Genomic DNA, 11,539 nt, shown 5'->3' with positions numbered 1-11,539 from the left:
TTCCCCGTCGATCCGCTGCTCGAAGAGGAAGAGCGCCGATTCGACCCGCTCGAAGGCGCCCGACACGCCGCCCTCGGCGGTGAGCACGGTCAGCTCGAGATCGCGCAGGACCGAGATCGGCTCGACGAACAGGCTGCCGTCGAGGGTGGCGTTGCCGCCGACCGCGATCCGGTCGGCCGTGCCCTCGATCGCGTGGATGGTGGTGCGGGTGAGGCCGGTCTCGCCCTGCGTGAAGTTGCCGGCGATGGTGAGGGTGTCGGCGCTGCCGGTCTCGCCGATCACCAGGGTGCCGTGGTTGTTGACATGGCCGAGATAGGCCGAAGCGCCGGTCAGCAGCCCGCCCTCGAGGTTGTCGAGGGTGAGCGCGGCCTCGATGCCGGCCGCGTCGCCGGTCGCGGCGGCGCTGGCGGCGGCGGTCGCGGCACCGGAGATGATGGTGTTGCCGCCATTGGCGAATTCGCCGATCGCGTCGCCGTCGATATGGCCGAGATTGACCACCGACAGCCGGTCGGTGTTCGGGTCGCTGCCCTGCCCGAGATAGTAGACTGCGAGGCCGGACGCGGCGCTGAGCGCGCCGTCGGTGCCGATCGAGAGCATGTTGCTCGCGCCGCCGCCATGCACCAGCACGCCGATGCCCTGGCCCGAGGCGGCCAGCGTCTCGGCGCCGAAGCTGTTCGGGTCGTAGTCGCCGGCGCCGCCTGCCACGGTGCCGAGGATCTCGATGGAGACGGAGGAGTTGGAATCCTTCGTGTCGCCGAGGTTCTGGGCGAAGATCGCCACCGAGTTGCGGCCCGGGGTCGTGATGATCCGCTCGCTGTCGCTCTGGAAGATCTCGACCTTGCCGGTGTCGTTGGCGCTGCCGTTCGGGCCGCCGGTCTTGCCGGCGAAGGCGCCGTCGGCCGAGCCGCCGAAGCCGCCGCCGCCGCCGATCGCCTGGGCGATCACGCCATAGGCGCCGGCGCCGGCGGTGGAGACGTCGTCGCTCAGCTCCACCGTGACGCCGCCGGCGTTGCCGGTGCCGCCCAGCCCGCCGAAGGGCGTCCCGCCGAAGACGTTGAGCGTGATGCCGTCGGCGAAGGAGATGTCGCCCGCGATGCCGCCGCCGCCGCCGATCGACTGCGCGACGATGGCGTGCGCGCCGTCGCCCTGGGTCGAGAGGCCGTCGAAGCGCTGCAGCGTGACCGTGACGCTGGCGGCATCGCCGCGGCCGTCGCCGAGCTTGAGGCTGGACACGCCATCGGCCGTGCCCGCGGTGGCGATGCCGCCGCCGCCGCCGATCGACTGCGCGACATAGCCCATCGCCCGGTCGCCGAAGGTCCGGTGCGCCGCACCGACATCGATGGTGACGCTGTGGGCCGGCTGGCTGGTGGCCGCGGCGCCGAGGGTGAAGTCGATGTCGTGGCTGCCGGCGATGTCGAGCGAGCCGAGATCGCCGAGCACCGCCATGCCGCCGCCGCCATTGATCGACTGCGCGACGATCAGGTGGGCATCGGGCCCGGAGGTCATGAGCCCGCCGAGCTGTCCCGAGACCGTCACCGCGCCGGCGCCGTCGGCGGTGCCCGAGGTCGCCGATCCGCCGAGCAGCACGCTGCCGGTCGCGCGCAGCGAGCCCTCCCTGGCCAGCCCGCCGCCGAGGCCGATCGACTGCGCGAGGATGCCGGTGGCGCCGTAGCCCGAGGTGGTGACGTTGCTGTCGCCATAGATCAGGTCGACCATGACATCCGAGCCGTGGCCGTTGCCGCCGGTGCCGTCGGTGATGCCGAGGGTCAGGTCGACATCCGCCATCGCCTGGCTGCCCGCCGCGGTGGCGGTGCCGCCGAGCCCGCCGCCGACGCCGAGCGACTGCGCGATCAGGCCAAAGGAGAGGTCGCCATGGGTGACGCTGTTGCCGCCGAACTCGGCGGTGACGGGGCCGCCATTGCCGGTGGCGCCGGAGCGCCCGCCGAGGTTCAGGGTGAGATCGTATTCCACCGCGCCGTCGCCCGAGAAGTCGCCGTCGCCCTCCACGGTGGGAGCGTCCGAGCTGGCCGAGCCGCCGATGCCGCCGCCGGCGCCGATCGACTGCAGCACGATGGCGTCGGCATCGTCGCCGAAGGTCTCGATGTCGCCATAGTGGTCGAGCCCGACCGCGCTGCCGCCGGCATAGGTGTTCACCGCCCGGCCGCCGACATTCACCGTGAGGCTGCCCGAGGCGGAATAGTCGTTGCCCTCGCTGTCGCTGCCGCTGGCCGCGCCCGAGATGCCGAAGCTGCCGCCCTGCGAGGTGCCGCCGCCATGCCCGATCGACTGGGCGACCAGGCCGCGCGCGCCGGCGCCGGTGGTGGTGATGGTGCTGCCGTCCGCGGTGTCGACCGAGACGGTTCCGCCGAGCCCGCCGACGCCGCCGGTGCCGCCGACGCCGATGGTGGCGTTGAGCTGGAAGTCGCCGCCATCGTTGCCGGTGACCGCCGAGCCGACGCCGCCATTGCCGCCGCCTCCGCCGATCGACTGCGCGATCAGGCCGGTGGCGTGGGAGCCGGCGGTCTGGATGCCGCTGGCCTGGTCGAGGCTGAGGACGACCTGCCCGCCATCGCCGCCGGCACTGCCGCTGCCGCCGATGGCGACGCTGAGCGTCGCGGTGAAGCTGACCGCCTCGCTGTCCTGCGGCCCGCGCACGCCGGCCGAGGCCGAGCTGCTGCCGCCATTGCCGCCGCCGCCGCCGATCGACTGCGCGATCAGGCCGATGGAGCCTTCGCCCTGCGTGGAGATTGCGGTGCCGGTGAGGTCGATCTCGACCGTCTGGCCGTCGCCGGCGGCGCCGCCGCTGCCGCCGATCGCGGCCGAGGCCGAGGCGCCGAGCGCCACGCCGGTATCGCCGAGGGTGAGCGCCTGCGCCAGCGCCTTGGCCACCGAGGAGCCGCCGGTGCCGCCGCCGCCGCCGATCGACTGCGCGACGATGCCGAAGGCGTCGAAGGCATCGGCCGCGCCGGTGGCGATGAGGCCGCCGGAGAGGTCCATGTCGACGGTGCCGCCATTGCCGCCATCGCCGCCCTGGCCGCCGACCGAGGCCGACCAGTCGAACAGCAGGCTCGCCGAGAGCGCCGCCGCCGAGCCGCCGGTGCCGCCGCCGCCGCCGACCGACTGGGCCAGGATGCCGCTGGCATGGGAGCCGGTGGTGCTGAGGGAGAAATCCTCGAGCGCGAAGCGCGTGGTGCCGCCATGGCCGCCGGATTCGGCGCCGCCGGCAATCGGAACCGTGGCCGCCGCGATGCCGAAGCCCACCGCATCGCCGCCCGATCCGCCGCCGCCGCCGATCGACTGCGCGAGGATCGCATGGGCATTGTCGCCCGCCGTGCCGATCGCCAGCGGATCGGGCGGGGCGACGCCGTCGAGCGTGAAGGGCGGCGCGCTCTGCACCGTCACCGTGCCGCCATCGCCGCCGACATTGCCGTTGCCGCCGACCGCGGAGGAGACGTTGTCGACGAAATCGCTGCTCACCGAGAAGATCGCGCCGCCGTCGCCGCCGCCGCCGCCGATGGAATGCGCCGCGAAGCCGTAGGAGAAGTCGCCCGAGGTATCGACCTTGCCGCCGACGCCGAAGATCGTGACCGCCCCGCCGGCGCCGCCATGCCCGCCCTGGCCACCGACCACGAAGACCCCGTCCGCGCTCGCGCCGGAGCCGCCGCCGCCGCCGACCGACAGCGCCTGGAGACCGGGCGCACCATCGCCATAGGTGGTGATGTTGCCGAGGGTGGTGGCCTGGATCTCGTTGCCGGTGCCGGCCGCGCCGCCGTCGTCGCGGGTGCCGCCGCTGCCGCTGGAGCCGCCGAGCACCACGACGCCCGAGGCGGTGCCGGCCGCGCCGCCGCTGTCGCCGACCGATTCGAGCAGGACACCGCGGGCGCCGTCGCCAGAGGTCTCGATCTCGCCGCCGAAGTTGAACAGCACGCGCCCGCCGCTGCCGCCGCGCCCGGTGACCGGCTCGCTCTGCCCGAGGAGCTCGAAGTCGTCCCCCGTCGGCCCGCCCTGCGCGCCGAGGCTCTGCGCGAAGGCGCCATGGGAGAAGTCGCCCAGGGTCCTGATCGAGATCGGGCTGGTCGCGGCGAGATCGCAGCAGCCGGCGAACTCGACGCCGAATTCGAGGAACACGTTGCCGCCGTTGCCGCCGTCGCCGGCGGTGTCGGCGGTGAAGTCGATCACCCCGCTCGAGGGCGAGAAATAGCCGCCGGGCCCGCCCTGGGACTTTGCCCAGGCGCCATAGGCATAGTCGCCGTCGGTGTAGACCGAGGCGTCGTCCTCGATCTGGACATTGATGTCGCCACCATAGCCGCCGACGGCGCCGTTGCTGTCCTCGCGCCCGCCGCCGCCGGCGCCGCCGACCGAGAGGCCGACGAGCCCGGGAACGTAGTCGCCGGAGGTGTCGACCTCGGCGCCGCTGTCGAGGGTGAGGATCGAGGTGCCGCCCGCGCTCGCCGCGCCGCCGGTGCCGCCGCTGCGGTCGTCGCTGCCGACGCGCTGCGGCCCGAGCCCGCCATCGCCGCCGCGGCTGTAGATCACCACGCCGCCGGACTGCTGCAGCGCCCCGGTGGAGGTGACGGTGCTGGTGTTGCCCTTGCTGGTGGCATCGGTGATCACCGAGGTGTCGTAGTTCTGGTCGATCAGGTCGGGGTCCCAGCCGTCCTGCGGGGCGGCGATGCCGTTGCCGTGCACGGTCACGTCGGCCGAGACCGTGGCGATGATCACCTGGCCCTCCTCGCCGCGGCCGCCGTCGTCGTCGTTGTCGGAGGTGACCTGCGAATAGCCCGGCCCGCCGACGCTGGCGAGATAGATGCCGCGCAGGCCGAGGGGCATGCCGTCCGACGCCGAGCTGATCTGCACGTCGACCTTGCCCGTGCTGGTGAAGTCGATCGTGCCGCCGGCGCCGCCCGGGCCGTTGCTGTCGCCGCCGGCATTGCCGATGGCCTCGACGCCGATGCCCCAGAGAAAACGGCCGGCGGTCTCGAGCCGGGCTTCGATATCGCCGGAGTTCACGATCGTCAGCGCACGGCCGTCGCCGCCATCGCCGCCGTCCTGGTCGCCGGCGGTGTCGTCCTGCTTGCCGCCGGCGCCAGAGATCGCCCCGACATAGAGCGCCGCGCCGCCGTAGAGATAGCTGCCATAGCCGGAGCCGGACTGGTCGTTCGGCTTGAAATCGATATTGCCGCTGTTCTGCACCAGGTCGAACTGCCCGCCCTGGCCGCCATTGCCGCCATCGCCGCCGCCGACGCCGGCAGAGACATCGCCGCCATCGCCGCCGACGCCGTAGATCCGGATCGCCATCAGCGTGCCGATATCGTCGTAGACGCCGGGATTGTCGCCCGGATCGCCGTCCTCGTCGCTGCTGGTGCCGCCGCCGCGAAAATCGACCTCGCCGCTGTTGGTGAAGCTGAGCGTGCCGCCATCGCCGCCGCGCGAGGCATCCTTGCCCGAATCGGCATCGAAGCCGCGCCCGCCGGTGACGCCGAAGAGGATGGTCGAGCTGGCGGTGTCGTCGTGGACGGAGAGGGGCTGGGTGTTGGTGAGGGTGCTGGCGCCGGCATTGTCGCCGTCATCATCCTCCGCGGTGCCCTGGCTGGCGGTGTAGTCGAAGACCACGGCATCGACATGGTCCGCGGGCACCGTGCAGTCGCCCGGCTGCGTCGGGCAGGTATAGATATCGTCCGCCAGGGCCGGCGATCCCGCCGTGAGCGCCATCACCGAGCAGCTCAGCAGCAATGCAAGGCGGTGCCCGGCTCCGGATTGGGTCAAACGACGCTCGGTCTTCATGGTGCCTCCTGCAGTCACATCCCCGCCCCCGGGCGAGCATGGGCCCGATGGAGTATGCGCGTGTTTCCGAGTGGGGGTGGCGCCGGCGTCAGGTCCTGAAGATGCCGGATGCCCGCCTGGCGGTTCACGCCATGCACGAGTGCACCCCACCCTGTTTCCCGGCGAACACCTTGTGCGCTGGTAGGGCGTCTGTCCATTCACAATCAGGATTTTTGGGGAGCCGGGGATGTGAATGTCGCTCGCCGGTCTCGTCGGGCGTCCGGTCCTGGCCTGCGCCTGCCTTCGGGCGCCTGCGGCCGGGGCGGAGACGGATCGCCCCGCGCGGGGCGCCGACGCGGAGCCGGCGCAGAGGGCCGGCGGGCAGGGGCGGCAGGCTGGGCGAGCCCGGTCGAGATGCCGGCCCGGCGGGCGGGCCGGCGGGCCGGTCAGTCGCGGCTCTCCGCCGGCGCCGGGGCGCGGCTCATGGCCTTCAGCCCGGCCATTGCGATCGCCGTGGCGGTGATCGCCGTCAGGCCCCAGAAGACCCAGGTGATCGGGCTGCGGAACAGGATCTCCGGCGAGCCGCCCGACATCAGCATCGACTGGCGGAAATTGTCCTCGAGCAGCGGGCCGAGGATGAAGGCGATCAGGAAGGGCGCCGCCGGCACGCCGTAGCGCATCATCAGGAAGCCGAGCCAGCCGATGGCGAACATCACGCCGACATCGAACATGCTGTTGTTGACCGCGTAGCAGCCATAGACGCAGAGCACCAGCACCAGCGGGAACAGCACGCCGCGGGGGATGTCGGCCACGTAGCGGAACACCCGGATCGCCGCGCCGCCGATGAAGAACAGCGCGAAGGAACTGAGGATCAGCCCGACGAAAAGCCCGTAGACGATGTCGGCATTGGTGACGAACATCAGCGGCCCGGGCTGCAGCCCGTGGATCATGAAGGCGCCGATGATGATCGCGGTGACCACGTCGCCCGGCACGCCGAGTGCCAGCAGCGGGATCAGCGTCGCACCGGCGACGCCATTGTTGCCGGCCTCGGCCGCCGCCACGCCCTCGATCTCGCCCTTGCCGAAATTCGCCTTGTTGGGCGAGGTCCGCCGCGCCTCGGAATAGCTGAGGAAGGCCGAGGGCGCCGCGCCGATGCCGGGGATCGAGCCGAGGAAGGCGCCGATCGCGCTGCCGCGGATGATCGACTTGAAGCAGCGGCGATACTCGGCGAAGGACACGCGGTTGTCGCCGAGCCCGCGCACGTTGCCGTCGTTGCCATGCGGGTCGGCCACCATCGCGAGGATCTCCGGGATCGCGAAGAGCCCGATCAGCACGGCGATGAAATTGAGCCCGCCCATCAGGTTCGGATCGCCGAAGTTGAACCGGTTGGTGCCGTAGACGAGGTCGAGCCCGACGGTGGCGAGCAGCAGCCCCAGCACCGCCGAGACCAGCCCCTTCAGGAGGCTGTCGCCGGAGACGCCGGCGATGATCGTCAGCGAGAACAGGATCAGCGTGAAGAACTCCGGCGGGCCGAAGGAGAGCGCGAAGCTCGCCAGCCAGCCGGCGGCCAGGATCAGCGCGAGGTTGGAGAAGAGGTCTGCCGTGCAGGAGGCATAGAGCGCCATGGTGAGCGCGCGGCCGGCCTCGCCCTTCTCGGCCATCGGGTAGCCGTCGAGCACCGTGGCGGAGGAGGCCGGGGTGCCGGGTGTCTTGATCAGGATCGCCGGGATCGAGCCGCCGAAGATGCCGCCCTTGTAGACACCGAGCAGCAGCAGGATGCCGGTCATCGGCTCCAGCGCGAAGGTGAAGGGCAGGGTGAGCGCCACCGCCATGGTCGCCGAGAGCCCGGGGATCGCGCCGGCCACGGTGCCGACCGCGATGCCGATGACGAGCGCGAGCAGCGCCTGCGGATCGGTGAAGATCGCGGCGCCGGTGACGAGATTGTCGAACAGCGTCATGGCAGCCTCACGAAGATGCCCTGCGGGATCGCGACGCCGGCCACATGGGCGAAGAACGCGTAGAGCGCAAGCGGAGCGGCGATGGCGGCGATGGTCGCGGCGACCGGGTGGCGCGTGCGCACGAGGAAGGCGAAGGCGAGGAAGGCCGGCATCGCGGCCCAGACCAGCCCCACCGTCTCGGCGAAGGCCACGAGCAGCACCATGATAACGGCCGCGATGGCCAGGCGCAGGCCCGCGCCGGGGCGCCAGCCGGTGCCGGGCGCCTCGGCTTCGGCCGCGCTCGGCAGGCCGCGCGAGGCGAGCAGCAGCCCGGCGCCGCCCAGCGCCAGCAGCCCGGCCAGGGCATAGGGCCAGAACAGCGGCGAGAGCACGATGTTGCGGATGTTGTCGGGGGCGGTCACGCCATAGGGAATGCCGGCAAGGGTCAGGAAGGCGGCGAAGAGGATCGCCGCGATCCCGATCTGCCTGTGGGTCGTACGCGTCATGATGTCCTCCTGGCGGGCGGGCCGCAGCTCGGGGGAGCCGCGGCCCGCGGTGCTGGACAGGGCGTTGCTGCGAACGTCGGGCGCGCGAGCCCCGGATCAGCCGGAGATCCGCATCCCCAGCTCGTCCACAAGGGCGCGGAACACCTCGTACTGCTTCTGGATGAAGGCCGCCGAGTCCTCGGGCGACATCAGCTCGATCACCGAGCCGCGGGCCTCCATCTTCTCGCGGAAGCCGGCATCGGCGGTCGCGGCGGCGAGCCACTCGCCCCATTTCGCGGCGATGTCATCGGGCAGGTCCTTGGGGCCGGCCACGCCGGTCCAGCCGACCAGCTGCTCGAGCTCGGGATGCCCGAGCGAGGCGGCCGAGGGGGCGTCGAAGCCCGCGACCGGTTCGGTGGTGGTGACCATCAGCGGCTTGAACTGGCCATTGGCAACGAAGCTCGCGAGTTCCGCGGAGTTGGTGCAGATGAAAGTCGCGGTGCCACTGAGCACGGCAGTTGCCGCTGCACCGCCGCCCTTCATGGGCAGATGCACCGCCTGCTCCAGCGGCTTCTCCACGCCGAAGCTCTTGAGCACCATTGCGCTCGCGATGTGCTGCAGCGCGCCGACACCCGAGGAGGAATATGTCACCGATCCCGGTTCCGCTTGCACCTTGCTCGCCAGTTCATCCAGCGAGTCGATGTCGCTGTCGCTGCGCACAGCGCAGGCCACCGGGTTGATCTCGTAGACGCCGACGAAGCGGAAATCGTCCAGCGTGTAGGGCAGCGTGTCCTTCATCGCCGGGTTCACGGTGTGCGAGCCGACGCGGGCGAAGAGCATGGTGTAGCCGTCGGCCGAGGCGTGCTTCACCGAGACCGAGCCGGTGGCGCCGCCGGCGCCGGTGCGGTTGACCATGACGAGCGCCTCGGGGACCACCTTTCCCAGCGGCTCGGCCAGCGTGCGCGCGGAGATGTCGGTCGCGCCGCCAGGGCCATAGGGGATGATCATGTTGATCGTGCGGTCGGGGTAGTCCGCCGCCAGGCTGGCCCCTGCGGTTAGCGCGATTGACAGTGCCGCTACGGATGCGATCCGGAAGTTTTTCATGTTTTTCCCTCCCTCGGACGGTTTTCACTTGGTTTTTACATCGTCAAATCCAGAATTACCTGAAATTCAACGATTTCCCGCATTGACAGCTTATATTGGTTAAAGGTATTTTATGAATTGAAAAATTCTGATGAGAACCGTAAGGAAAACTGACGAAATGTCGATCCGGAACCTCAAGACCCTGATCGCGATCGACGACCACCGGACCTTCACCGCCGCGGCGGAGGCGGTCTTCGTCACCCATGCCGCGGTGAGCCAGCAGATGAAGGCGCTCGAGGAGGAGTGGCAGGTCACGCTGTTCGACCGCTCGCGACGCACGCCGGAGCTGACGCCGATCGGCCGGGCGCTGGTGGCACGGGCGCGGGAGATCGTCGCCGCCTATGACGGCATGGTCGCCTCGGTGCTGGGCGACGAGGGCTTCCGCGGCACGCTGACGATCGGCTCGGTGCCGACCCTCGTCAACGGGCTGGTGCCGCTCGCGGTGGCCATGCTGAAGCGCGAGCATCCCAATCTCGGCGTGCGCGTGGTGCCGGGGCTGACCATCGACCTCGTCTCGCAGATCGACCGGCAGGCGCTGGATGCGGTCATCACCTCCCGCCCGCCGATGCTGGCGCGGCACTATCGCTGGCAGGAGCTCGGCGAGGAACGCTTCGAGCTGATCGCCGGCGCCGAGGTGGAGGGCGACGACCCGCTCGCGATCCTGCAGGCGCATCCCTACATCCGCTTCTCCCGCCAGGCCGTGGTCGGCGCGATGATCGAGACCTGGCTGCGGGAGCGGCAGATCGAGGTTTCCGACACCATGGAGCTCGACAGCCTCGAGGCGATCTCGAGCATGGTCTATGCCGGGCTCGGGGTCTCCATCGTGCCCAGCCAGATCGTGCCGCGCCCGGACCGGCTGCCGCTGCGCCGCCTGGCCCTGGCCGAGGGGCTGGGGCCGCGCGTGCTCGGGCTGCTGAGCCATGCCGACACCGTCAAGACCCGCGTCATAGAGGCGTTGCACGAGAAGCTGGCCGAGGCGATCGCCATCGGCGTCTTCGACCCCGCCCGCATCCGCTAGCCGCCTCTGCCGGCCGGCATCCGACCACCCGAATCCAGCAGGACGTCCTTCCAATGACAGTCGACTTCATCGCGGTCCTCGTGGCCGGCGCCGCCATGGGCGGTTTCATCAACGGCCTCGCGGGCTTCGGCACGGCGCTCTTCGCGCTCGGCTGGTGGCTGCAGATCATGCCGCCGCAGCAGGCCGTGCCGGTGGTGCTGCTGATGTCGGTGGCGAGCGGCATCCAGGGCTGCTGGATCGTGCGCCACGCGATCCGCTGGCGGCGGCTGGCGATGTTCCTGGTGCCGGCGCTCTTCGGCATCCCGCTGGGGCTGAGCGTGCTCGACCTGATCGACGCGGATCAGCTCAAGCTGGTGATCGGCGGCTTCATGCTGCTCTACGGGCTGTTCTTCGCCTTCCGCCGCACGCTGCCGCGCTACGAGCGGCCGACCCCGGTGATCGACGGCGGGATCGGCTTCGTCGGCGGCATCCTCGGGGCCACGGCGGGGCTTTCGGGCGCGCTGCCGACGATGTGGATCTCGCTCCGCGGCTGGACCAAGGAGGCGAGCCGGGGCGTGCTCCAGCCCTACAACATGGCGGTGCTCGGGCTCTCGGTGTCGCTGCTGGCGATGGACGGCGCCTATGACCGGCAGACCCTGCTGCTCTGCGGCGGGGCGCTGGTGCCGACGCTGCTGGCGGCGCAGGTGGGGATCCTGACCTTCCGGCGGCTCGGCGACGCAACCTTCCGCCGGCTGCTGATCGTGCTGATGCTGGTCTCGGGCGGGGCGCTGCTGGTGCGCAGCCTCTTCTGAGGCGCGTCCCGGCCGCCGCGGCGGCCGGGGATGGCGGCCCGGCGGGGGCTCAGCCCTTGGCGACGTCGTCCGCGGTGATCGGCGCCACCGGGGTGAAGAAGGGCGCCGGCACCAGCAGCTTGTTCTCCACATGGGTGACGAGGGGCCGCATCTCGCGGGCATAGTCCTGCCATTCCGGCGAAGCCTGCAGGCGCTTGCGCCGCTCGAAGCGGTCGTCGAGCGAGTCGTAGCCCCACATGTGCACGATCTGGTTCAGCGGGCCGAAATCGGTGGTGTAATAGCCCACCATCCTGCCGAGGATGCGCAGCTGCACCGCCATCCCCTTCTCCTGATAGAGCTTCAGGAAGACCGGGACCTGCCCGGCATGGAGGGTGTAGATCCGTTCATCGACGAACATGGGCG

7 protein-coding genes are annotated in these 11,539 nt (G+C 70.9%); 2 read left to right on the top strand and 5 right to left on the bottom strand.

The window, feature by feature from the left end:
• The 4 genes from QSJ97_RS20275 to QSJ97_RS20260 all read right to left on the bottom strand — a co-directional run.
• A partial coding sequence (locus tag QSJ97_RS20275; protein ID WP_285674011.1) for a beta strand repeat-containing protein occupies window positions 1–5,784 on the bottom strand: 5,784 nt, incomplete at its 3' end.
• Between the two features lie 425 nt (window positions 5,785–6,209).
• Window positions 6,210–7,721, bottom strand: coding sequence for a tripartite tricarboxylate transporter permease (locus QSJ97_RS20270; protein WP_285674009.1), 1,512 nt, complete (start codon window positions 7,719–7,721; stop codon window positions 6,210–6,212).
• The gene (locus QSJ97_RS20265) at window positions 7,718–8,206 is read right to left on the bottom strand and encodes a tripartite tricarboxylate transporter TctB family protein (protein WP_285674008.1); all 489 of its coding nucleotides are present in this window, start codon (window positions 8,204–8,206) and stop codon (window positions 7,718–7,720) included. Before QSJ97_RS20265 ends, QSJ97_RS20270 begins: the two co-directional genes overlap by 4 nt.
• Before the next feature lie 96 nt (window positions 8,207–8,302).
• Window positions 8,303–9,289 (bottom strand): Bug family tripartite tricarboxylate transporter substrate binding protein, encoded by a 987-nt coding sequence (locus QSJ97_RS20260; protein ID WP_285674007.1) that lies wholly within the window; start codon window positions 9,287–9,289, stop codon window positions 8,303–8,305.
• A gap of 157 nt (window positions 9,290–9,446) precedes the next feature.
• Between QSJ97_RS20260 and QSJ97_RS20255 the strand changes: the two genes are divergently transcribed.
• Window positions 9,447–10,346 carry a LysR family transcriptional regulator gene (locus QSJ97_RS20255; RefSeq protein WP_285674005.1) on the top strand — a complete coding sequence of 300 codons (900 nt, stop codon included), beginning with the start codon at window positions 9,447–9,449 and terminating at the stop codon, window positions 10,344–10,346.
• 53 nt (window positions 10,347–10,399) lie between these two features.
• A complete protein-coding gene (locus tag QSJ97_RS20250) occupies window positions 10,400–11,137 on the top strand; it encodes a sulfite exporter TauE/SafE family protein (RefSeq protein ID WP_285674004.1) in 738 nt (245 codons plus the stop codon).
• Window positions 11,138–11,186: 49 nt separating this feature from the next.
• Here QSJ97_RS20250 and QSJ97_RS20245 read toward each other — a convergent pair whose 3' ends face one another.
• Window positions 11,187–11,534, bottom strand: coding sequence for an NIPSNAP family protein (locus QSJ97_RS20245; RefSeq protein ID WP_285674003.1), 348 nt, complete (start codon window positions 11,532–11,534; stop codon window positions 11,187–11,189).
• Window positions 11,535–11,539 lie beyond the last annotated feature (5 nt).

Source organism: Paralimibaculum aggregatum (assembly GCF_030270585.1).
GTDB lineage: Bacteria > Pseudomonadota > Alphaproteobacteria > Rhodobacterales > Rhodobacteraceae > Thermohalobaculum > Thermohalobaculum aggregatum.
This window is presented reverse-complemented; position numbering and strand designations above follow the sequence as displayed.

Excerpts from the sequence above, each read along its gene's own strand:
- QSJ97_RS20270 (WP_285674009.1), bottom strand. The coding sequence starts at position 7,721 with ATGACGCTGTTCGACAATCTCGTCACCGGCGCCGCGATCTTCACCGAT.
- QSJ97_RS20265 (WP_285674008.1), bottom strand. The coding sequence starts at position 8,206 with ATGACGCGTACGACCCACAGGCAGATCGGGATCGCGGCGATCCTCTTC.
- QSJ97_RS20260 (WP_285674007.1), bottom strand. The coding sequence starts at position 9,289 with ATGAAAAACTTCCGGATCGCATCCGTAGCGGCACTGTCAATCGCGCTA.
- QSJ97_RS20255 (WP_285674005.1), top strand. The coding sequence starts at position 9,447 with ATGTCGATCCGGAACCTCAAGACCCTGATCGCGATCGACGACCACCGG.
- QSJ97_RS20250 (WP_285674004.1), top strand. The coding sequence starts at position 10,400 with ATGACAGTCGACTTCATCGCGGTCCTCGTGGCCGGCGCCGCCATGGGC.
- QSJ97_RS20245 (WP_285674003.1), bottom strand. The coding sequence starts at position 11,534 with ATGTTCGTCGATGAACGGATCTACACCCTCCATGCCGGGCAGGTCCCG.